This is a genomic window from Tistlia consotensis USBA 355 (genome assembly GCF_900177295.1).
GTDB classification, from domain to species: domain Bacteria; phylum Pseudomonadota; class Alphaproteobacteria; order Kiloniellales; family DSM-21159; genus Tistlia; species Tistlia consotensis.
Genome location: NZ_FWZX01000021.1, coordinates 1 through 21,374, shown reverse-complemented (window position 1 = coordinate 21,374; position 21,374 = coordinate 1). Strand labels below are relative to the sequence as shown.

16 protein-coding genes are annotated in these 21,374 nt (G+C 71.3%); 10 read left to right on the top strand and 6 right to left on the bottom strand.

The features are described 5' to 3' along the window. The first annotated feature begins 65 nt into the window (after positions 1-65). On the top strand, positions 66-986 hold the full coding sequence (locus B9O00_RS21300) for an NAD(P)-dependent oxidoreductase (RefSeq protein ID WP_085124755.1): 921 nt from the start codon (positions 66-68) through the stop codon (positions 984-986). Between the two features lie 92 nt (positions 987-1,078). Next, positions 1,079-1,510 (top strand): hypothetical protein, encoded by a 432-nt coding sequence (locus B9O00_RS21295; protein ID WP_085124754.1) that lies wholly within the window; start codon positions 1,079-1,081, stop codon positions 1,508-1,510. A gap of 48 nt (positions 1,511-1,558) precedes the next feature. On the opposite strand, the gene B9O00_RS21290 is transcribed toward B9O00_RS21295, so the two are convergent. The 3 genes from B9O00_RS21290 to B9O00_RS21280 form a co-directional block, all read right to left on the bottom strand. Further along, positions 1,559-2,497 (bottom strand): agmatinase, encoded by a 939-nt coding sequence (locus B9O00_RS21290; RefSeq protein ID WP_089229611.1) that lies wholly within the window; start codon positions 2,495-2,497, stop codon positions 1,559-1,561. A 153-nt stretch (positions 2,498-2,650) separates the two neighbouring features. Next, on the bottom strand, positions 2,651-6,652 hold the full coding sequence (locus B9O00_RS21285) for a PKD domain-containing protein (protein WP_085124753.1): 4,002 nt from the start codon (positions 6,650-6,652) through the stop codon (positions 2,651-2,653). A 343-nt stretch (positions 6,653-6,995) separates the two neighbouring features. Then, on the bottom strand, positions 6,996-9,284 hold the full coding sequence (locus B9O00_RS21280; RefSeq protein WP_085124752.1) for a nitric-oxide reductase large subunit: 2,289 nt from the start codon (positions 9,282-9,284) through the stop codon (positions 6,996-6,998). A gap of 279 nt (positions 9,285-9,563) precedes the next feature. Between B9O00_RS21280 and B9O00_RS21275 the strand changes: the two genes are divergently transcribed. The 6 genes from B9O00_RS21275 (at position 9,564) to B9O00_RS21250 (ending at position 15,552) form a co-directional block, all read left to right on the top strand. After that, positions 9,564-10,493, top strand: a complete 930-nt coding sequence (locus B9O00_RS21275) for an ABC transporter substrate-binding protein (protein ID WP_085124751.1) — start codon at positions 9,564-9,566, stop codon at positions 10,491-10,493. 119 nt (positions 10,494-10,612) lie between these two features. Beyond that, positions 10,613-12,115: a sugar ABC transporter ATP-binding protein gene (locus B9O00_RS21270; protein ID WP_085124750.1), complete on the top strand. Its 1,503-nt coding sequence runs from the start codon at positions 10,613-10,615 to the stop codon at positions 12,113-12,115. After that, positions 12,112-13,233 carry an ABC transporter permease gene (locus B9O00_RS21265; RefSeq protein ID WP_089229609.1) on the top strand — a complete coding sequence of 374 codons (1,122 nt, stop codon included), beginning with the start codon at positions 12,112-12,114 and terminating at the stop codon, positions 13,231-13,233. The genes B9O00_RS21270 and B9O00_RS21265 overlap by 4 nt, the downstream gene beginning before the upstream one ends. Continuing rightward, a complete protein-coding gene (yjfF, locus tag B9O00_RS21260; protein ID WP_085124748.1) occupies positions 13,230-14,192 on the top strand; it encodes a galactofuranose ABC transporter, permease protein YjfF in 963 nt (320 codons plus the stop codon). Before B9O00_RS21265 ends, yjfF begins: the two co-directional genes overlap by 4 nt. A 17-nt stretch (positions 14,193-14,209) precedes the next feature. Beyond that, the gene (locus tag B9O00_RS21255) at positions 14,210-15,040 is read left to right on the top strand and encodes a FadR/GntR family transcriptional regulator (protein WP_085124747.1); all 831 of its coding nucleotides are present in this window, start codon (positions 14,210-14,212) and stop codon (positions 15,038-15,040) included. Between the two features lie 143 nt (positions 15,041-15,183). Beyond that, positions 15,184-15,552 (top strand): hypothetical protein, encoded by a 369-nt coding sequence (locus tag B9O00_RS21250; protein ID WP_085124746.1) that lies wholly within the window; start codon positions 15,184-15,186, stop codon positions 15,550-15,552. A 130-nt stretch (positions 15,553-15,682) separates the two neighbouring features. Here the strand turns inward: B9O00_RS21250 and B9O00_RS21245 are convergent, their stop codons facing one another. Both B9O00_RS21245 and nirK read right to left on the bottom strand, forming a co-directional pair. Next, positions 15,683-16,150, bottom strand: coding sequence for a pseudoazurin (locus tag B9O00_RS21245; protein ID WP_085124745.1), 468 nt, complete (start codon positions 16,148-16,150; stop codon positions 15,683-15,685). Positions 16,151-16,239: 89 nt separating this feature from the next. Beyond that, positions 16,240-17,310 carry a copper-containing nitrite reductase gene (gene nirK, locus B9O00_RS21240; RefSeq protein WP_085124744.1) on the bottom strand — a complete coding sequence of 357 codons (1,071 nt, stop codon included), beginning with the start codon at positions 17,308-17,310 and terminating at the stop codon, positions 16,240-16,242. A gap of 219 nt (positions 17,311-17,529) precedes the next feature. On the opposite strand from nirK, the gene B9O00_RS21235 reads away from it, so the two are divergent. Then, positions 17,530-18,228 carry a Crp/Fnr family transcriptional regulator gene (locus B9O00_RS21235; RefSeq protein WP_085124743.1) on the top strand — a complete coding sequence of 233 codons (699 nt, stop codon included), beginning with the start codon at positions 17,530-17,532 and terminating at the stop codon, positions 18,226-18,228. Between the two features lie 113 nt (positions 18,229-18,341). On the opposite strand, the gene B9O00_RS21230 is transcribed toward B9O00_RS21235, so the two are convergent. Further along, positions 18,342-20,552 carry a PAS domain-containing hybrid sensor histidine kinase/response regulator gene (locus tag B9O00_RS21230; RefSeq protein WP_159460281.1) on the bottom strand — a complete coding sequence of 737 codons (2,211 nt, stop codon included), beginning with the start codon at positions 20,550-20,552 and terminating at the stop codon, positions 18,342-18,344. 572 nt (positions 20,553-21,124) lie between these two features. Between B9O00_RS21230 and B9O00_RS21225 the strand changes: the two genes are divergently transcribed. Further along, positions 21,125-21,374: transposase (locus B9O00_RS21225; protein ID WP_143596303.1), on the top strand; the 250-nt coding region annotated here is incomplete at its 3' end.

Sequence of the window (21,374 nt, the reverse complement as noted above, 5' to 3'; positions counted from 1 at the left end):
CTTCCCGCATCCCCTCCCGTCCGCTATGGAGGGATGGATCAACCGAGGGAAGGAGAGACAGAGCCGTGCGCGCAGTCTTCGTCGATGCCAACGAGACCCTGGCGGCCGTCACCGAGCGCCTGCTCCGGCCGGACGACCCGGCGGTCGCGATCAACCGCGACCCGGCGCTGACGCCGGACGCCCTGCCCGGCGTGCTCGACGGCGCCGAGATCGCCATCGTCGACCACACCGCGCTGCCGGTCGAGGTCGCGCGACGCTGCCGGGACCTGAAGCACGTCGTCTTCCTCGGCACCGGCGCGCGCAGCTACATGGATCCCGAGGCGCTGGCCGGGCACGGCATCGCGGTGCACACCATCAAGGGCTACGGCGACACGGCGGTGGCGGAGTGCGCGATCGCGCTGATGTGGGCCGCGGCCAAGGGCCTCGCCGCCATGGACAACGGCATGCGCGCCGGCCAGTGGCTGCGCAGCGAGGGCATCCAGCTGACCGGCAAGACCCTGGGCCTGCTCGGCTTCGGCGGCATCGCGGCGGAGGTCGCGCGGATCGCCCGCGGCGCCGGCATGAAGGTCATCGCCTGGAACCGCTCGCCGAAGACCGCCGAGGGAGTCGCCTTCCTGCCGCTCGAGCGCCTGCTGGCCGAGAGCGACGTCCTGTCGCTGCACCTGCTGCTGACCGACGAGACGCGCGGCTTCCTCTCGGCCGGGCGCCTCGCGGCGATGAAGCCGGGCGCGATCCTGGTCAACACCGCGCGCGGCGCGCTGGTCGACGAGGCGGCGATGATCGAGGCGCTCAAGAGCGGCCGGTTGCGCGCCGCCGGGCTCGACGTCTACGAGACCGAGCCGCTGCCCGCCGGCCACCCGCTGACCGCACTGCCCAACGTCGTGCTGTCGGCCCACTCCGGCTTCCGCACCCCCGAGGCCAGCGACAACCTGATCGGGGCCGCCCTCGACCATTGCCGGCGGGTCGCGAAGATGTCCGCGAGTTAATCCGGCGGAAATCTTCCCTCCACGCTCGGCGCCATCTTCTGAACTGTGGCGGAGGCGAAGGCGCTCCCGCGACAGACCCTCAGGAGAACCCCATGAACAAGCTCAAGCTGTTGGCCCTGACCCTCGTCTCGGCGACGGCGCTGTCCACCTTGCCGGCGCTGGCCGAGAGCGCCGTCGCCATGCACATCGAGAACGCCTGGAAGTCCGACCCGACCTTCGCGAAGCAGCCCTACCACCTGTCCTGGCAGCACTACGAGAACCAGGTCGCGGCACGCGAAGGCACCGCTGCGGCGACCTCGACGGCGACCGCCGCCACCCAGGCCCAGGCCCAGGCCACTGCGCCGGCCGCGGCGCAGCCCGACCAGGTCTCGCGCGCCTTCGAAGCGGAGCGGCTGGAAGGCGCCCAGCCGTCCTTCGCCGACGACACCACGGCGGCCACCCGCCATCACGGCGTGGCCTCGTCCGGCAGCGCCACGGCGGCGAACGCCGGCGTTCCGTCCGAGAGCCGGGGACACCGCTCGTAGCGCGGCCCGGGCCGCGGAGAGGCCCGGCCGGCGCCCCGCCGCCGGGCCTCAGCCCTTCACGAGGGCGCCGAGCACGTTGCAGACCACGCGCGCCGCTGTCAGGGCCGCCAGGCCGTCGCGGTCGGCCGCGGGCATGAACTCGACGATATCGAAGCCGGCGATGGTCGCGCGCTCGGCCAGGCCGTGGATCAGCTCCACGACCTGCCAGTAGCTCAGGCCGCCCGGCGCAGGCCCGATCACCGCCGGCATGACCGTCGGGTCCATGCCGTCGCAGTCGAGGGTCAGCAGCACCTTGGCCCCCGGCGGCACCAGCTCCAGCACCGTCTGGACGCCCTGCCGCGCCAGTTCGCGGCCGGTGACGAACTCGACGCCCCAGGCCCTGGCGACCTCGTAGTCGCCGGGACGCGCGCTGCCGATCGCCCGGGCGCCGACCTGGACGATGCGCTCGATCCAGGGCATCTCCGAGGCGCGGCGCATCGGGCTCGACAGGCCGTGGTGCTCGCCGTCGACCTCGTCGCGCCAGTCGATATGCGCGTCGATCTGCACCACGGTGTAGGGGCCACCGCCCTCGAAGGCACGGAACAGCGGGATCGGGATCGAATCGTCGCCGCCCAGCACGACCGGCACGGCACCGGCCTTCAGCACCTTGCGGACCGCGTCGGTGATGCGCTCGCGGTTCGCGGCGAAATCCTCGGCGTCCCAGGGCAGGTCGCCGCAGTCGGCGACGCTGGCCGCTGCGAAGGGCGCGGCCAGCAGGTCGAAGTCCATGTGGCCGCGGCTGGCGGCGTAGCCCGCCATGGCCGCGCGGATCGCCCCCGGCGCCCCGGCGCAGTAGGCGCCGACCGAGCGGTAGGGCGTCGCGACCGGCGCGCCGAGGATGGCGACCGCGGCGTCGAGCCGCTCCAGGTCGTCGCAGCGGGGAAAGCCGAGGAAGGTCTCGACCGCCCCGGCGCTGTGGAACATCTGCCCGATCGTCGCCTGGCTCATCGTCGGAATGGCCCTTCCTGCCGGTGGAACAGCCGGCAGTGGGTCGCCTTCCGGCCACCGCTTGTCAAGCCGGGGACGGGGAAGGCCGGCAAGGAAAGGGCGGCGGGGCCCGGCCTGCCCCGCCGCCCGAGGATCACCGGGCCAGGCCCTGCCTCACGGACCGGTCGCCCCGGCGTTGATCCAGGCGCTGATCTCCGTCGCGTCGGCGATGCCGTCCGGCGGCACGTCGGTGTCGTCGACCGCCAGGTTGGCGCCGCCCTGCGGCATCCTGACGCCGGCGCCGCCGGTCGTGATGCGCTGGTAGAGCAGGCTGTTGCCCAGGTCGTTGGGCACGACGTAGTGCGCGCTGCCGTCCTTGGCGATCACGGTGGTGACGCCGTTCGCGCCGTTGTAGGTCGCGTTGACGCCGCCGCCGACCGAGAAGTTGGCGAGGCCCGGGGCACTGTGGCAGCCGCTGCAGTTGTTGGTCAGGATCGGGAAGATCTGCCCGGCCCAGACCGAGGGGGCGATGCCGCCGCTCTGGTAGAAGCCGCCGCACTGCGAACCGGCGACCGGCGACCAGCCCGGCAGGGTCTGGCCGTAGAGGTCGAGGAAGGCCGGCATGCTGGGCCCGAGGCTGGTCCAGAAGATCTCGCTGGTCCGCTTGGCGTGCGGCATGACCTTCTGCACGCAGACCCGCGTCTGGACGTTGGTGATGGCGGCCTCGAAGTCGACCGCGTCGGTGAAGGTCGGCGCCCCGAACGGCTGGGCGACGTGGCAGGTCCGGCAGGCCCGTGCGAAGACGTCCCGGTAGAAGCGGTGCCGGTTCGAGTTGACGTTGCCCGGATCCCAGTTGGCGACGACCTCCTGCTCCAGCTGGCTGGCGCTGGCGCCGTGGTTGTAGAGCAGGTCGACGAGCTCGACGATCGCGTCTCCGGTGCCGGTGTGGCTCGACACCTGCTGCACGATCTCGATGTTCAGGTCCTTGAAGTCGTCCTGCTGGCTGGCTTTGCTCTTGCTCGCCGGGAAATTGTAGAAGTGCAGGTCGAACGGCAGGAAGTTCGCCCGCATGGACAGGATGTCGGCGCGGTTCTCGAAGGCGCCGGCCTTGGGGCCGGTCGGGTTGAGCGGATCGGCCGCCACGCTGGCCGAGGTGCCGCCGTGGCAGATCATGCAGAGCTGCGGGACCGGCCGGGCGCCGTTGCCGTCCAGGTCGGCCTTGCGCAGCAGCGGGCCGTCGGGATCGTTGGTGTTGTAGACGAAGAACTTGACCGCCCGGTCGTTGTCCGGGAACTCCGCCGGATCGCCCGGCGGGTTCTCGACGCGCGAGAACTCCATCGCCACGGTGGCGTCCGGATGGGCGGCCGGATCGACCGTGTCGTTGGCATCCTGCTGGTCGGGGTTGTTGGCCGGCGGCTGGCCGAAGTTGGTGACGTAGCAGGCGTAGTCGAAGGCGCCGTCCGAGGCCGCGTTGCGCCGGCAGTGCATGTCGCGCCCGAAGCCGAGGTCGCCGGAGTTGGCGAACTGCGCCTCGACCTCGATCTCGCCGACGCCGGTCGGATCGCCGAAGTGGTTCTTCTGCTTGAAGAGGTTGAGGCTGGCCCGCCCGCCGCGCGCGTCGGCCTGCAGGTAGTAGTCCGCCGAGCCGGCGTCGATCGCGGCCGCGACGGCGGCACCGAACTCGTCGATGTTGGTCGCCTGCAGCGACAGGCCCTGCAGGAACTCGAAGCCGGCGGCGATGGTCACCGGCCCGAGGTTGGTCAGCGTCACCCGCGAGGCGCAGGGCCCGGTCGGATTGCCGCCGCCGTCCTCGGCATAGTAGGTGCCGTCCGGGTTGGGCGCCGGCGGCGTCACGGCCGAGGTCTGCGGCCCGCCGGTGTTGACGACGAAGACGCCGGCCGGCACGTCGCCGCTGGAGCCGTCGGGCTTCACGCCGGAGACGATCGGCGTCAGCACGATGTCGGAGTTGTTGGGCAGGTTGTAGATGACGTTCGACTGCGTCGAGTCGAGCGTGAACTGCCGCACCTGGATGACGCTCGGATTGGGCTTCGAGGGCTGCATCACGACCTCGACGGTCAGCGGCAGCGTGAAGCCGGCGGCCGGGTCGAGCTCGACGGCGAGGCAGGACTGGCCGGTCTTGAGGATGTCGGCGTTGAGGGTCGAGAAGTGCTTGACCTTCATCTCGTAGGCGGGGCTGCCGCCGCTCATGGTCAGGGCCGCCTCGTCCTCCTGGCGCCAGGTGCCCTTCTGTTCGTCGTAGTAGAGGAAGGGGATCTTCGGCGGCAGCAGGGCGCCGCCGGCCAGCTGGGTGACGTCGACCGGGATGGTCACGGTCGCCGTCGCGCCCGGCTTCAGGTTGTAGCGCGCGTTGCCGGCGCCGATGTCGATGCTGCCGGCGCCGAAGCTCTCCATCGCCGTCGCCTTGCCGCCACTGTCGAGCGCCGAGTAGTCGCCCGGCATCTGGTCGGCGGCGGTCAGCGAGACGGTCGAGAGCGACAGCTGGACCGGCCCGGTTGGCGGCTGGTTGGTGCTGCGGTCGATCAGGGCGTTCGCGGGGATGGCGACCCTGATGCCGTCGCCGCAGGGCATCTCCTCCTGCCGCGGCCGCACCTTCGCGCCGGTCGCCTTGCCGAGCGCGGAGGCCAGCGCCGGGTCGAGCCGGCCGACCAGGGCCATGACGTTCTGCAGCGCCTCGGCCTCCTTCTCGCCGAGGTCGACCAGGGCCCGGACGTCGCCGTGCCCGTCCTGCCACTGGAAGATGCCGGGGCCGAGGTAGGGCGACCAGTCGATCTGGGCGGCCCGCGGGCCGACGCAGTCGCGCCGGTCGCGCTTCTGCTGCAGCACGATCGGCTGGGTCGGGTCGACGGTGGTGACCTGGGCGCGGCGCAGCGTCCAGCGGCCGCCGGCGATCGGCGCCTTGTAGACGAAGGAGGCCGTGCCGAAGCCGCGCTGGTTCGGCGACTGCAGGCCGAGGCTGCGGATGTTCATCACGTAGCGGTCCTTCACCGGCACGGCGAAGGAGAACCAGCCCTGGACGTTGGTGTTGACCAGGCGGCCGTTGACCTCGACCTGAGCGCCGTTGACCGGCAGGCCGAAGCCGTCGAGCACCGTGCCGCTGAAGGTCGCCCCGCCCGTCGAGGCCTTGATGACGACGCTGGTCTTGGCGTAGCCGCCGCGCTGGTCGCTCACCACGACGGTGACCGGATAGTTGCCGGCCTTGGCGGGGATCTGCCAGGTCAGCTTCGAATCCGTGGTCGGACCGACGACCGAGCCGTCGGGCAGCAGCCAGCGATAGCTCAGCTTATCGCCGTCGCGGTCCCGGGTGACCGCGAGCAGGTCGACCTTGCCGCCGGGCTGGGCGACCTGGACCGGCTTGCCGCCGGCCAGGACGCTGAGCAGGCGCAGCTGCGGCGCCCGGTTCGGCAGCACCACGTCGAGCTCGTAGGCGCGGCCCGGCGCGAAGCCGGTGATCGCCTTGATGTCGCGCAGGGTCGTCGCCTTGTCGACCTGCACGGCCAGGCGGAAGTCCGCCTTGACCGGGATCCGCGGCACGACGTACTCGCCGAAGTCGTTGACGTAGGCCAGGGACTTGGTGCGGGCCTTGCTCGCGACGCGCACCGTCGCATAGCTGTTGACGTCGACCGCCGGCTCGAAGGCGCGCGGTAGGCCGCCGTCCTGCAGGGTGACCTTGCCGTAGGCGAGGAACTCGCTCTTCGGATCGGTCGCCGGCTGGATCGGCACCCTGCCGAGGTCGACGACCGGACCGCCGGCCTCGAAGGGCTTGCCCGGGCAGTCGCGCCTGAAGCCCTCGGCCTCGACGCAGAGCGTGAAGGGCCCCTTCTCGCCGGTCTTCAGCAGGAAGCGCCCGCTCAGGTCCGACAGGGTCGAGGCGATCGGCTTGCGGGGATCGCGCGCCCGGTAGAGGAAGACGCTGACGTGCGGCAGCGCGACCGACTGCTGGCGCTTCTCGCTCGGCGAGCCGGGAAGCAGGAACTGCGTCTCGACGGTGCCCTTGACGAACCACTCGACCGGCGGCGCTGCCCGGGCTGCCCCCTGGAGGGTCGGCAGCAGCAGCAGGGCCGCCAGGCCGCCGGCGGCGAGCCGGCGGCGCGGGTGACGGATCGCCGGGCCGCGGGCCCGGCCGGAGCCTGGACGGAATACGACTGTCGTCGGCATGGAGTCCTCCCGAATCAATCCCCCAGGTTTCAGAGAACCAACTCGGGCAGGAGCGTCGTCAGGATGACGCCGCGGCCGGCCGCCCGTCTCGCATCCACCGCCCCAGGCCGGTGCGCCGCCGGGCCCTGTGTGCCGGACCCGTTGGACGCCTGGAACGAAACATTCGTTCGTATACTTATGAGATAACGATGATGCGAACGACCCTTGCGGGTACCGTGTTGTTAGCATTCACACCGTGAAATCTACGTGAACGGTGTGCGCGCGGCCCGGCGGCGGACAGGAAGAAGCCCTCTCCGGCGGCCGCCGGAGAGGGCTCGATCCCGTGGCTTTCCGCCGCCTTCCGCTATTCGGCGGGCAGCGCCGAGGCGGCCGGTGCCGTGGCCCGGCGGCGGGCCCGGCCGGCGAGCACCAGCCGGACCGCGAAGCCGGCGAGACAGAGGGCGCCGACGCTGAACACGATGTCGCCGGGCACCCGCAGCCAGACCAGGGTGTGGATCAGCGGCTGCTGCAGGAACTCGGCCGAGCGGGCGTACCAGAGGCCGTGGGCGACGCTGGCCCAGGCCTGCAGGGCGCCGACCGGGAACAGGCTCATCGTGACCATCATGGCGAGGCCGGCATTGAGCAGCCAGAAGGCCCACTTGAGCGGCCGGTCCGACCAGGCCTCGCGGGCGAAGAGGCCGCGCAGGCAGAACAGCATCAGGCCGATGCCGAGCAGGCCGTAGACCCCGAAGAGGGCGGCATGGCCGTGGGTCGCCGTCAGGTTCAGGCCCTGGACGTAGTAGAGCGAGATCGGCGGGTTGATCAGGAAGCCGAACATCCCCGCCCCGACCAGGTTCCAGAAGGCGACGCCGACGAAGAACAGGATCGGCCACTTGTAGGTCTGGACCCAGGGGGCTGCCTTGCTCATCCGGTAGGTCTCGTAGGCCTCGTGGCCGATCAGCGCGAGCGGCACCACCTCAAGCGCCGAGAACATCGCGCCGACCGCGACCACCGCCGTGGTCGTGCCGCTGAAGTAGAGGTGGTGCAGCGTGCCCAGCACGCCGCCGGTCAGGAAGACCACGGTCGCGAACAGCACCGCGTGGTTGGCCGAGCGGGCGCGGACCAGGCCGAGCCGCACGGTCAGCAGGGCGATGGCGGCCGTGGCGAAGACCTCGAAGAAGCCCTCGACCCAGAGGTGGACGACCCACCAGCGCCAGTACTCGATCATCGACAGCGAGGTGTGCTGCCCCCAGGTCAGGCCGGCGCCGTAGAACAGGCCGATGGCGACGGTCGAGAGGAACAGCATGACGATCAGCGGCTGCTGCTCGCCCTTGCGGCTGAGCGCCGGCCAGAGGCCGCGCCCGACCAGGACCAGCCAGAGCATCAGCCCGGCGAAGAGGGCGATCTGCCAGACCCGGCCGAGATCGACGTACTCCCAGCCCTGGTGGCCGATCCAGAAGTTGGTGTCGAGGTCGAAGACCTGCTGCACGCCCAGCCACTCGCCGGCCATCGAGCCGACCACGACCAGCAGCAGGGCCGCATAGAGCAGGTCGACGCCGAGCCTCTGGAAGCGCGGCTCGCGGCCGCCGAGCACCGGCGCCAGGTAGAGGCCGGTGGCCAGCCAGGCCGTCGCGATCCAGAAGACCGCGAGCTGGGTGTGCCAGGTCCGGGTCACCGCGTAGGGCAGGATGTCGGCGAGCGGGATGCCGTAGAAGTCGTGGCCCTCGACGGCGTAGTGCGCGGTCGTGGCGCCGAGCGCGATCTGCGCGCCGAACAGGGCGATGACGGTCCAGAAGTACTTGGCCGTCGCCTTCATCGAGGGCGTCGCCTGGAGGCCGCCGAGCGGGTCCGCGGCCGGCGGCGTCGGCGCCGCCTCCTCCCGGCGGCCCGAGTGCCACCAGGCCAGCGCGCCGATGCCGGCGATCAGCAGCACGACGCTGGCGACCGACCAGACCACGGTCGGCGTCGAGGGCACGTTGCCGACCAGCTCCTCGTGCGGCCAGTTGGCGGTGTAGGTGACGTCCTCGCCGGGCCGCTCGGTGGTCGTCGCCCAGGCCGCCCACTGGAAGAAGGCGGCCAGCGCCCGGCGGTGCGCCGGGTCGGGGATCGCGTCGTCGGGAATCGCGTAGTCGGTGCGCAGGTCCTCGAGCGCCGCGGCGTCGCCGAACAGCTGCTCGTAGTGCCGGGCGACCGCGCGGATCGCCCGGGCGCGGTCGGCCGAGACCGTGACCACGCCGCTCGCGGGGTCGTAGCTGTTGGCGCGCATCTCGGCCTTGAGGCGCGCCTTCAGCGGCGCCTGCCGCTCGGCGTCGAGGGCGTCGAAGGCGGCCGCGCCGTAGTCGCGCGCCGCCCAGATGTCGAGCAGCGCGGTCGCCTCGCGGTGCAGCCAGTCGGCCGACCAGTCGGGCGCCAGATAGGCGCCGTGGCCCCAGATCGAGCCGAGCTGCTGGCCGCCCATCGACTGGTAGACCTGCCGTCCGGTGTCGATGTCGGCCTTGCTGTAGAGCATCTGCCCGTCGGCCGAGACGACGGCGGCGGGCACGGGCGGCGCCTGGCGGTGGATCTCGCGGCCGAGCAGGCCGAGCGTCCCGAAGGACGCGGCCAGCACCAGCGCGAGCACCAGCCACAGGCGCCGGAGCGAATGGGTTCGCATGGTTGGAAGACCTCCGATCCGAGCGAGCGGCCCTTCGGCCGCGACGGCCCCGAGGCTAGGCGCGCGTCCCGGCCGGCATTTGCGCTGGCTCAAATAGGTATAATTGATGCATCTTTTTCACCCCGCCGGCGGGTACAGGCCGCACGACCGATGCGAGCTTCCCGTGCCTTTCGTTATATAATATGATTAGTTCGCGCACCGGGACGGGAACGACAGCCTGCAACCGGGCGAGCGGAGCAAGCGAGCCGACCCAGCGCTCGCGATAAACGGGAGGAACTCATGCGACACCTGACGTGGCTCGGCGGCGCCGTCGCCGGCGGACTGATGATGCTGGCGGGCACCCAGGCCTTCGCCGTGACGATCGGCTTCTCGCAGGTCGGCGACGAGGGCGACTGGCGCCCGGCCTTCTCCAAGGACATGCAGGAAGAGGCCAAGAAGGAGGGCATCGACCTCAAGTTCGCCGACGCCCAGGGCAAGCAGGAAGAGCAGCTGCGGGCGGTGCGCGCCTTCATCGCCCAGCAGGTCGACGCCATCGTCATCGCCCCGGTCGTCGTCACCGGCTGGGACCAGGTGCTGAAGGAGGCCAAGCGCGCCCACATCCCGGTGTTCCTGGCCGACCGCGACGTCGACGTCACCGACAAGTCGCTCTACGTCACGCGCATCTCCGCCGACTTCAACCTCGAGGGCCGGCTGGCCGGCGCCTGGCTGGCCCAGGCCAGCAAGGGCAACTGCAAGATCGTCGAGCTGCAGGGCACGACCGGCTCGGCGCCGGCGATCGAGCGCCACAAGGGCTTCGAGACGATCATCAAGGAGTTCCCCGGCATGGAGATCGTGAAGTCCCAGAGCGGCGACTTCACGACCGAAGGCGGCAAGAAGGTGATGGAGGCCTTCATCAAGTCGACCGACAACCTGAAGGGCATCTGCGCCTCCTTCGCCCACAACGACAACATGCAGCTCGGCGCCATCCAGGCGATGAAGGAGGCCGGGCTGAACCCGGGCAAGGACCTGCTGATGGTCTCGGTCGACTACGTCCCGGCGATGAAGAAGGCGCTCGCCGCCGGCGAGGCCAACGCCTCGGTCGAGCTGCGCTCGGCGATCGGCAAGTACATCTATCCCGTCGTTCTGAACTACCTGAAGGACAAGAAGCCCCTGCCGAAGTGGGTGGTGATCCCCTCCGACCTGCACACGGCCGCGACGCCGGGCAGCTAAGCGTCGTCCGGCCCGCTGCCCGGTCGCGCCGAGCGTGCCGACCGGGCAGCGGGGCCAGTCCCTTCCTGCCGGCCTGCTGCGAGGATCGGCCGGCAAAGGGCGCCATCGGGATCGCTCGAGTGACATCAGACCAGCCACCGCGCGTCGAGCTCGTCGGCATCTCCAAGGCCTTTGCCGGGGTGCCTGCGCTCGACCGGGTCGACTTCACGCTCCATCCGGGCGAGGTCCACGCCCTGCTCGGCGAGAACGGCGCCGGCAAGTCGACCCTGATCAAGATCATGACCGGCGCGCTCGCGGCCGACGCCGGCGAGATGCGCCTCGACGGCCGGGCCGTCGCCGTCGGCAGCACGGCCGAGGCGCGCGCCCTCGGCATCTCCACGGTCTACCAGGAGGTCAACCTGGTCCCGACCCTGTCGGTCGCGCGCAACGTGACCCTGGGCCGCGAGCCGCGGCGCTTCGGCCTGATCTCCTGGCGCGCGGCCCGCGAGAAGGCGCGCGCGCGCCTGAAGCGCCTGAGCCTGGAGATCGACGTCGAGCGCGCGCTCGGCAGCTTCCCGGTGGCGGTCCAGCAGCTCGTCGCCATCGCCCGGGCGCTCGAGGAGGACAGCCGCGTACTGGTGCTCGACGAGCCGACCGCCAGCCTCGACGCCCAGGAGACCCGCCTGCTGTTCCGGATTCTGCGCGACCTCAAGGCGCAGGGCATGGCCGTCGTCTTCATCAGCCACTTCCTCGACCAGGTCTACGAGATCTCCGACCGCATCTCGGTGCTGCGCAACGGCCGGCTGGTCGGCTCGGCCGCGACCGCCGCCCTGCCGCAGCGCGAGCTGATCACGCTGATGCTCGGGCGCGAGCTGGAGCGGGTCGAGCAGCGCGCGGCCGCCGCGCCCAAAGCCGCCGGCGCGCCGGTGCTGGCCGCCGAGAAGCTCGGCCGCCGGCGCTGGATCGAGCCCTTCGACCTGGTGCTGCGCGCCGGCGAGGCGATCGGCCTGGCCGGCCTGCTCGGTTCCGGGCGCACCGAGACCGCCAAGCTGATCTTCGGCGCGGTGCGCGCCGATTCGGGCCGGCTCACCCTGGACGGCGCGCCGCTCGGCCACGCCTCGCCGCGCCGGGCGCTGCGCCGCGGCATCGCCTTCTGCCCGGAGGACCGCAAGGCCGAGGGCCTGGTCCTCGACCTCAGCGTCCGCGAGAACATCCTGCTCGCCCTGCAGACCAAGCGCGGCTGGCTCAGGCCCCTGCCGCGCGACGAGCAGCGGCGCCTCGCCGAGGCGATGATCGAGGCCCTGGGCATCGCGACATCCGACGCCGAGAAGCCGGTCGGCCAGCTCTCGGGCGGCAACCAGCAGAAGGTCGTGCTGGCGCGCGCCCTCGCCTCGAAGCCGCGCGTGCTGGTGCTCGACGAGCCGACGCGCGGCATCGACGTCGGCGCCCATGCCGAGATCGTGGCGCTGGTCCGGCGGCTCTGCGCCGAGGGCCTGGCGCTGCTCGTCGCCTCCTCCGAGCTCGACGAGATCGTCGCGGTCAGCGACCGGGTCGCGGTGCTGCGCGACCGGCGGATCGTCGGCGAGATCGCCGGCGCCGAGATCACCCGCGAGACCATCATCGAGCTGATCGCCGGCGGATGAGCGTGAACCAGACGATCGAGGTCGCCCCCGCCCCGAGGACGCTCGGCACCCGCCTGCGCGGCCTCGCCGGCCACCGGGCGGTCTGGCCGCTGCTGGCGCTGGCCCTGATCCTGGCGGTCAACGGCCTGGTCTCGCCCGGCTTCTTCAGCATCCGCGTCGTCGAGGGGCGCTTCTTCGGCAGCACCATCGACATCCTCTACCGGGCCATGCCGACCGCCATGGTGGCGCTCGGCATGGCCGTGGTGATCGGCAGCAAGGGCATCGACCTCTCGGTCGGCGCGATCATCGCGATCTGCGGCGCGACCATCGCCTGGCGCATCCACGCCGGCGACCCCCACGTCGTGGTCCTGCTCTGGGCGCTCGGCGCCGGCCTGCTGTGCGGCCTGTGGAACGGCGCCCTGGTCGCCCTGCTCGGCATCCAGCCGATCGTCGCGACCCTGGTGCTGATGGTCTCGGGCCGCGGCATCGGGCTGATGATCAACCTGATCTACGGCGGCACCAACCCGAGCTTCGAGAGCCCCTTCCTGCAGAGCCTCAGCGTCGGCCACGTCGGCCTGATCCCGACCCGCCTGCTCCTCGGCGCCGCCAGCTTCGCGGCCCTCTGGCTGCTGCTCCGGCGCACCGCCCTCGGCCTGTTCATCGAGGCGGTCGGCGGCAACGCGCGGGCCGCCGACCTAGCCGGCATCGGCTCGCGGCTGGTCACCTACTCGGCCTACCTGATCTCCGGGCTGACGGCCGGCTGGGCCGGCGTCATCCTGACCGCCGACACCCACATTTCGGACCCGGTCAGCCAGGGCCTCTACATCGAGCTCGACGCGATCCTCGCCGTGGTCATCGGCGGCGGATCGCTGGCCGGCGGGCGGATCCACCTCGGCATGACGGTGATCGGCACCCTGATCATCCAGGCGCTGGCCACCCTGATCCTGACCAGCGGCGTGCCGCCCGAGTACAACCTGGTCGTCAAGGCGGTCGTCGTGCTGGCCGTGCTGCTGCTGCAGTCCGACGACGCGCGCGCCGCCCTGACCCGCCGCAACCGGGCGCGCGGCAGCTTGGGCGGGGGAAGCCCGGGCGGGGGAAGCCCGGGCGGGGGAAGCCCGAAAGGGGGAAGGCGGAGATGAGGGTACGCTACCTGCCGCTGCTCGCGACGATGACGGTCTTCGCGGCGCTCTTCGTCACCGGCGGGGTGTTCTACAAGCACTTCTTCACGACCCTGGTGCTCGGCCACATCCTGGCCGACAACGCCTTCATCATCATCGCGGCGATCGGCACGACCTTCGTCATCCTGTCCGGCGGCATCGACCTCTCGATCGGCTCGATGATCGGCTTCGTCGGCGTCGTCATGGCCAACCTCGACGCCGCCGGCTGGCACCCGCTGGCCTCGGCGGCGCTGATGCTGGCCTTCGGCCTCGCCTACGGCGCCTTCCAGGGCTTCGTCATCGACTTCTGCAAGGTCCAGCCCTTCATCATCACCCTGGCCGGGCTGTTCCTGCTGCGCGGCGCCTGCTTCATGGTCAACATCGACTCGGTGCCGCTGCGCCATCCCTTCGTCGACGCCTTCGCCGACCTCTACATCCCCTTCCCGACCGGCGGCTTCCTGACCAGCTCGGCGATGGTCATGCTGGCCGCGCTCGCCGCCGCGGTCGTCATCGCCCACTTCACCCGCTTCGGCGCCAAGGTCTACGCGATCGGCGGCGACCCGGCCTCGGCGGAGCTGATGGGCGTGCCGGCGCGCCGCACGATCGTCTCGGTCTACGCGCTCGGCGGCTTCTACAGCGCCCTTGGCGGCGTCATCTACGCGCTCTATACCTCGTCAGGCTATCCCCTGGCCGGGACCGGCAACGAGCTCAGCGCCATCGCCGCCGTCGTGCTCGGCGGCACGCTGCTGAGCGGCGGCGTCGGCCTCGTGGCGGGGACGCTGTTCGGCGGCATGATCCTCGGGCTGATCTCGACGCTGATCAACTTCAACGGCTCGCTCAACTCTGCCTGGATCATGATCAGCGGCGGCGCCCTGCTCTTCGTCTTCATCGTCATCCAGAAGCTCCTGGTCAGCTCCTTCGGCCTCGGCCGCGCGAGCTGACGCCCCGAGGGCCCGCCTTGTCCCGTCCCGAAACCGCCGCCCGCCCCGCCCGGCGCGCGCGCTCCGCCGGCAACGGCCTCTCGTTCGAGCGCAACATGCACTCCTATGTCGCGAGCACGATCGGCCGCGAGATCGTCGGCGGCCTCTACCCGCCGGGCGAGGCGCTGCCGGGCGAGGCGGAGATGTGCGCGCGCTTCGCCGTCTCGCGCACGACCCTGCGCGAGGCCTACGGCCTCTTGACCGCCAAGGCGCTGATCGTCGCCCGCCCCAAGGTCGGCACGCGGGTCCGCCCGAAGACCGACTGGAACATGCTCGACCCCGAGGTGCTGGCCTGGCACGTCCAGACCGCGCCGACCGAGGAGTTCATGGCCGAGCTCTTCACCCTGCGCCGGATGGTCGAGCCGGCCGCCGCCGCGCTCGCCGCCGCGGCGCGCCAGCCGGCGACCGTCGAGCGGGTCGCGGCCGCCTATGCCGACATGGAGCGCTTCAAGGACGGCGCCGGCGACCTGATCGCCGCCGACCTCGAGTTCCACTCGGCGATCCTCGAGGCGACCGACAACCGCTTCGTGCGCGCCCTCGGCAGCCTGATCCACGCGGCGCTGGTCGGCACCTTCAAGCTGAGCTGGGAGGGTGCCGCGCGGATGCGCGACGGCCGTCTCGCCCAGCACCGCGCCGTCTTCGAGGCGATCCGCGACGGCAAAGCCGACGCCGCCCGCGAGCGCATGACCGAGCTGCTCCGCGATTCCATCGGCGACATCCGCGAGTTCCTGCATCGCCGCGAGGCCGCGCCGCCGGCACCGTCCCCGCCGCTCCACCCCGGGCCCCGGACGCGCCGCCGCAAGCCCTGACCGCCGGCGCGCCCCTTCCGGGTGCGACAGGATGGCAGGGGCCGGTTAACCCGGCGGACATCTTCCCTCCATGAAGGCCCCCCACCTGCTCTCGACCGGCCTGCCCTTCCCGGCTGGGCCGGGAACCTCTCGGGAGACGAACGATGAGCAAGCTGAAGCTGTTGGCGCTGGCCGCGGCCTCCGCCGCGACGCTGGCGACGGTGCCGGCCTCCGCCATGGTGATGGACCAGGTGAAGGCTTGGCAGACCGACACGCCGTCCTACGACTCGACCCATCCGCTGCACATGACCTGCAGCGCCTTCGAGAAGCAGCAGAAGGACTATGCGCCCTACATCAAGGCCCGCGCCGAGCGCGGCAGCAACGACAAGTTCGGCTACGAGGAAGGCGGCGACCGCTTCGTCGCGGTGCCGGTGCCCGCGGTGATCGAGGGCTGCAAGGGCCCGGCGCCGCACTATGCCTGGACCCTGATCGAGACCGACCCGATGGCCCACAAGGGCCACCACGCCGGCTGATCCGGCCGCGCCCCCGCCCCGAAACGACGAAGGCGCCAGGCGGCGCGGAGCCGCCAGGCGCCTTCCCGGGACCGGCCGGGGGAAGAGCCGGATCGGGGTCGAGAGCTGTCGGGCCGGAGGCAGGCCCCGCCTACCGGGCCGCGGCGACCTTCTTCTCGGCCCTGGCCAGCAGGCCGGCCATCACCGCCTTGGCCTTGCCGGCGACCTTGGCCTGCTCGGCCGCGGCCAGGTTGGCCGAGGGATCGCCGACCACGACCAGGCCGACCATGCCGAGAGCGTAGTGCGGGGCGCACTTGTAGCCGTAGACGCCGGGCTGCTCGAAGGTCACGGTGACCTCCTTGCCGAACTTGCCCTTGAAGGGCTCGGTGCCGTCGGGCGCGATGCCCGGCAGCGTCTCGGCGTTGTGGCCCTTGTCGACCGGCACGAAGGTGACGCTGTCGCCGGGCGCGATCTCCAGGTAGCTGGGCTCGAAGACGAACATGCCGGCGCTGCCGCGGTTGAGCATCTTCACCTCGTGATCGGCTGCGGATGCAGCGCCGAGGCCGGCCATGAGGCCGATCAGCAGGGCGGCGGCGGACAGGGTGAACTTGGGAAACATCGTGAAGGACTCCAGTCTCTGTCGGGGAAGCGGGTCCGGCCGCGGCCCTCGGAAAGCGCCTGGGGGAACCACGGCCGGAAGGGGGCGGCTCAGTGACCGGCCATGGACAGCTTGCTGCCCTCGGTGTCGAAGACCTGCGGGTTCTGCGGGCCGTCGACGGCGATCTGGGCGACCAGGCCGCGCTCGAGCCGCGACAGGGCGTGGTCGACGACCAGGTAGCGGCCCGGCACCTCGAAGGTGACCTCGGCGACGGTCGCGCCGCCGGGCGCCACGGTGACGGTCTGGACGTCGGTCACCGGCGCGCCGCTCAGCGAGCCGTAGCTGTAGACCTTGTCCATGATCTCGCCGATCACGTGGAAGCTGGAGGTCTTGTTCGGGCCGCCGTCGCCGAAGAAGAGGCGCACGGTCTCGCCGACCTTGGCGTGCATGGCGTGCGCGCCGGTCAGCGCCTTGGCCGCGCCGTTGAAGACGTAGTACTCCGGCTTCTCGTCCATCAGCTTGTCGTAGTCGGTGTAGGCCTCGCCGGCCTTGCCGTAGACCTGGTCGGTGTAGACCTCGCCCTGCATCACGTAGAACTCTCGGTCGACCGTCGGCAGGCCCTGCGCGGGCTCGACCACGACCAGGCCGTACATGCCGGCCTGGATGTGGTCGGCGACCATCGGCGTCGCGCAGTGGTAGACGTAGGCGCCGGGCTTCAGGGCCTTGAAGCGGAACGAGGTCGTCTCGCCGGGCATCGTCTGGGTCGCGACCGCGCCGCCACCGGGACCGGTCACGGCGTGCATGTCGACCGAATGCGCCATGGTGCTGTTCGGGTCGTTGGTCAGGCTGACCTCGACCGTGTCGCCGACCCGGGCGCGGATCATCGGGCCCGGGACCTTGCCGTCGAAGGTCCAGTAGGTGAAGGTCGTGCCGTCGGCCAGCTGGCCCTGGCGCTCGATCGTCGTCAGGTGGACCTTGACGGTCGCCGGCTCGCGGCGCGTGATCGGGCCCGGCAGGTCGGTCGGGTCGCGGCTGATGCTCTGCTGCGCGAGCGCGCTGGTGGCAGCGGCGTCGGCGTCGGCGGTCTGGTCGGCCGCCAGGGCGTCGGCGCCAAGGGCCAGGCCGGCGACCAGCGCGACCGCGCTGACGGTGCCGACCAGGGCTTGCTTGAGGGAGGTCATCTCTCTTCTCCTTGACGCGGGGTTCGTCGTTTCGACAAGGAAAGAGATAGCCGGCCCCGGCCCGTCTTATTTGCGTTGCAGCAATTGCAGTGCACAAAGGCCTCGGCTGGCTTGCCGCCCGCCGGCGGGGCATCCTGCCGTCCCGGCAGGGACCGGCCGCGCCGAGACGGCCCGCTCGCGCGGCCGCGGCCGGCCGCGCAAGGAAAGGTAAGAGAGCCGATGGACATTCCCGCCCGCACCAGCGTGCTGCAGCGCGTGCCCTTCTTCGGCGGCCTCGAGGAGGACCAGCTGGCGACGGTCGCGCGCGAGGCGCACGAGCGGCCGCTCAAGAAGGACGAGACGCTGTTCCAGCAGGGCGAGGAGGCAACCCACGGCTACGTGCTCGGCTGGGGCCGCCTGCGCCTCGACCAGACGACGCCGGACGGCCAGAACGTCGTGCTGCGCTACATGGGCCCCGGCGACCTGGTCGGCACGGTCGCGGTGCTGCGCCGCATCCCCTTCCCGGCGACGCCGGTCGCGCTCGAGGACGGCCTGGCGCTGTCCTGGAGCGCGCCGCGCCTGGCCGAGCTGATGGAGCGCTTCCCGAAGATCGCGCTCAACGCCATCGGCGTGATCGGCGGCCGCATCGAGGAGCTGCAGGCGCGCCTGCAGGCGATCGCGACCCAGCGGGTCGAGCGGCGCATCGCCTCGACCCTGCTGCGCCTCGCCAACCAGTCGGGCCGCCGTACCGAAGCCGGCGTCGAGATCCCCTTCCCGGTCTCGCGCCAGGACCTCGCCGAGATGACCGCGACGACCCTGCACACGGTCAGCCGCACCCTCTCGGCCTGGGACCAGCAGGGCATCGTCGAGTCGCGGCGCAGCAGCCACCTGGTGATCCGCCACCCGCACAGGCTGGTCGAGATCGCCGAGCAGGGGTGAGGCGCGCTCGTTCCGGGCCTGCCGACGTCGACCGGGGCGTGAGCGAAGCCGCAGGTCGTCGACATCTCGAGGGCCGTGACCGGAGGGTCGGCGATCTCGCGGGCGCCTCCCGGTCAGCCCGGTCGTCTCCGGGCGATGGCCGGGTTCACGGGCGGGTCGCCGACGACGAGGCAGCCGGACGCCGCCGCCGGGCTCAGCGCCCGGGCGACGGTGGCGATCAGGCGCTTCGCCGCGATGGGTTTGGTCAGGTAGTCGAAGAAGCCGGCGGCCTGGCCCCGCCGGATGTCGCTGCCCGTCGCCGCGGCGGTCACGGCGATGACCGGGACGTGGCGGGTTTCCGGCGCGACGGCGAGTGCCTCCAATGCCTGGAAGCCGTCCATGCCGGGCAGGTCGATGTCCATGAGGATGACGTCCGGCGGGTCGGCGCGCGCCTCGGCGATACCGATTTCCGCCGTCGGCGCGGCGCTGAACGCGATGCCCGGATGGCGGCTCACGATGCGGCGGACGAGTTCCAGGTTGGCGGGGTTGTCCTCGACGTAGAGAACGCGTCCGCTCAGGTCCGGACTGGCGGGGCCGTCAGCCTCCTCGCGCGCCGACGAGGCCGCGGCGGTCTCCGAGGACAGCGGGAATTCGACCCGGAAGACCGAGCCCTCGCCGACCCTGCTCTCGACCGCGATCGCGCCGCCCATCTGCTCCACCAGCCGCTTGGTGATGGTCAGGCCGATGCCGGTGCCTTCGATGCCGCTGTGCTCCGCGCCCAGGCGGTCGAAGGGATCGAACAGCTGGTCGAGCAGCTCCGGGGCGATGCCCGGGCCGGTGTCGCGCACGGCGATCGGCAGGCGCCCGGCTGCCGGCCGGCCGGTCTCCACGATCACCCGGCCGCCGTCGCGGTTGTACTTGACGGCATTGGACAGGAGGTTCAGCAGGACCTGCTTGAAGCGGGTGCGGTCGACGTGGATCGGCGGAGCCGCGACGTCCAGCGTTGCCGGCACGACGGTGATGCCGCGCGGCGCGGCGAGGGCCCGCGCCAGCGACAGGCATTCCTCGACGACCTGGCCGGCGTCCACCGCCTCCGGCGCCAGGGCGACGGCGCTCGATTCGATCTTGGCGAGGTCGAGGACGTCGTCGATCAGGGTCAGCAGGTGCCGGCTGGCGCGCAGGACGTAGCCCAGGCTGTTGCGGTGCTGCTCGCCGACCGGCCGCGCTGCGTCGTCGGCGACGAGCTCCGTGAAGCCGATGATGGCGTTCAGCGGCGTGCGCAGCTCGTGGCTCATGTTGGACAGGAAGTCGGATTTCGCGCGGTTGGCCTCCTCGGCCAGGCGCTGCGCGCGCCGGGATCCCGCGACCGCTTCCTGGAGGCCCTGCTCGGCCTGCTTGAGGGCGGTGATGTCGGTGGTGATGGTGCCGACGGCGAAGATCTCGCCGTCCTCCTTCATGACCGGGAACTTGACCATCTGGCCGACGTAGCTGCCGCCGCCCTCGACGGGCAGCTCCACCTCCCGCTCGCACGGCGCGCCGGTCCGCAGGACCCTGCGCTCCTGGTCGGCGACGACCTCGGCCAGGTCCCGGGGGAAATGGTCGTAGGCCGTCAACCCGACCATCTCGTCCGGGCTGTGGCCCTGGTGCTCGGCGATCGCCCGGTTGACCAGGGTGTAGCGGCCCGCGGTGTCCGCCAGGGAGATCTCGTTGGGCGAGTTGTCGATGATGGCGCGCAGGCGCCCCTCGCTCTCGCGGATGCTGTCCTCGGCCTGCTTGCGCAGGGAGATGTCCTGGTAGATGCGCACGGTCCGGCCGTCGGGCATCCAGCGGGTGGTCGCGGCGATCCACATCCCGGGCTTGTGGCCGGCGCGTTCGTAGTAGTCCTCCAGCCCCCGGTCGCCGTCGATCGCGCGCGCCTTGAAGTTCTTCGTCTCGCGCCGGTTCGACTCGATGTGGACGTAGGGCGGCGGCAGCGTCCGCTGGTACTCGACCATCTCGGCGGCCGAGGCACGGCGCTCGTACATCTCCAGCGGCACCCCGGACAGCTCCGAGGCCAGCTTGTTCCACAGCAGCGGCCGGAAGCCCTCGTCCATGACGCAGATACCCTGCCCCATGGACTCCAGGGTCAGGCGCAGCAGGTCCGACTGCTCGCGCAGCTGCCGTTCGTTCTCGACCAGCAGGCGGGACACCGCTTCCCGCTCCGCGATCTCCGCCTTGAGGCGCACGTTCTGGCGCCGCGCGGCAAGGGTCAGGCCCCCCAGAAGCGCCACGACGAGGCCGGCGACCGCCGAGACCCCGATGACGAGACCGAGGTCGGACGCCTCGCGCACGCGCACCTCGCCCACGCGCCTGTCCGGCCCGGCGTCGGCAGCAACCCCGGCGGGCCGGGCGGCAGCGACGGCAGGCGGGGCGGCAGCGACGGCAGGCTGACTTTCGGGAGCGGCTCGCGTGGTCCCGGCGACCGCGATCCAGGCGACCAGCGATGCAACCGTGAGGAGCGGCCGGTAGGGTACTTTCATCTCCATCTTCGCCCGGGCTCTCCGACGCGCCGATGGCCCTACCATCCTCCGCGACGTCCCTCAAAGACAATGGGCATCGTCGGAGCACCATGGTTTATACCGGCTTAACACTCAACCGGCCGTGCAGGGGCTTGGCCTGCCGAGAGCCTTGCGCGCGGGGGTCGCCCCGCTGCCCCGCCGTTGTCCTGCCGACCGGGCATTCGAAGCGGGACCTCGTCGGAATGGCCCTGGCCCGGAACGTCGGCGCCCGATCGAAGCGGACCGACAGCGCTGTCCTGGCCGACCGGCTGCCTCGATCGGGCACGCGAGAGCCATCACCCGACCGGCAGCAGCTGACCCTGGCTGTGTGAAAACGCGTCGGCTGCTACGATTCCTCGTCGGATCCGACGGGGGCGGTGATGAGGCGCTTTGTCGAGGGTGTGGATCGCAATCAGTCGACACTGTTTCCGGAAAGCCTCGAAGATTGGGTGCACCAGGATAATCCGGTTCGGGTGATCGATGCTTTCGTGGGGGAGCTGGATCTCGCCGCGCTGGGCTTCGGCGGTGTCGATCCTGCGGCGACTGGACGGCCGAGCTATCATCCTGCGGTGCTGCTGAAGCTCTACGTCTACGGCTATCTCAACCGGGTCCAATCGAGCCGGCGCATCG

What these genes read in the sequence shown, in the direction of transcription:
- B9O00_RS21295 (WP_085124754.1), top strand. Translation starts at nt 1,079, where the DNA reads ATGAACAAGCTCAAGCTGTTGGCCCTGACCCTCGTCTCGGCGACGGCG.
- B9O00_RS21290 (WP_089229611.1), bottom strand. Translation starts at nt 2,497, where the DNA reads ATGAGCCAGGCGACGATCGGGCAGATGTTCCACAGCGCCGGGGCGGTC.
- B9O00_RS21285 (WP_085124753.1), bottom strand. Translation starts at nt 6,652, where the DNA reads ATGCCGACGACAGTCGTATTCCGTCCAGGCTCCGGCCGGGCCCGCGGC.
- B9O00_RS21280 (WP_085124752.1), bottom strand. Translation starts at nt 9,284, where the DNA reads ATGCGAACCCATTCGCTCCGGCGCCTGTGGCTGGTGCTCGCGCTGGTG.
- B9O00_RS21275 (WP_085124751.1), top strand. Translation starts at nt 9,564, where the DNA reads ATGCGACACCTGACGTGGCTCGGCGGCGCCGTCGCCGGCGGACTGATG.
- B9O00_RS21265 (WP_089229609.1), top strand. Translation starts at nt 12,112, where the DNA reads ATGAGCGTGAACCAGACGATCGAGGTCGCCCCCGCCCCGAGGACGCTC.
- yjfF (WP_085124748.1), top strand. Translation starts at nt 13,230, where the DNA reads ATGAGGGTACGCTACCTGCCGCTGCTCGCGACGATGACGGTCTTCGCG.
- B9O00_RS21250 (WP_085124746.1), top strand. Translation starts at nt 15,184, where the DNA reads ATGAGCAAGCTGAAGCTGTTGGCGCTGGCCGCGGCCTCCGCCGCGACG.
- B9O00_RS21245 (WP_085124745.1), bottom strand. Translation starts at nt 16,150, where the DNA reads ATGTTTCCCAAGTTCACCCTGTCCGCCGCCGCCCTGCTGATCGGCCTC.
- nirK (WP_085124744.1), bottom strand. Translation starts at nt 17,310, where the DNA reads ATGACCTCCCTCAAGCAAGCCCTGGTCGGCACCGTCAGCGCGGTCGCG.
- B9O00_RS21235 (WP_085124743.1), top strand. Translation starts at nt 17,530, where the DNA reads ATGGACATTCCCGCCCGCACCAGCGTGCTGCAGCGCGTGCCCTTCTTC.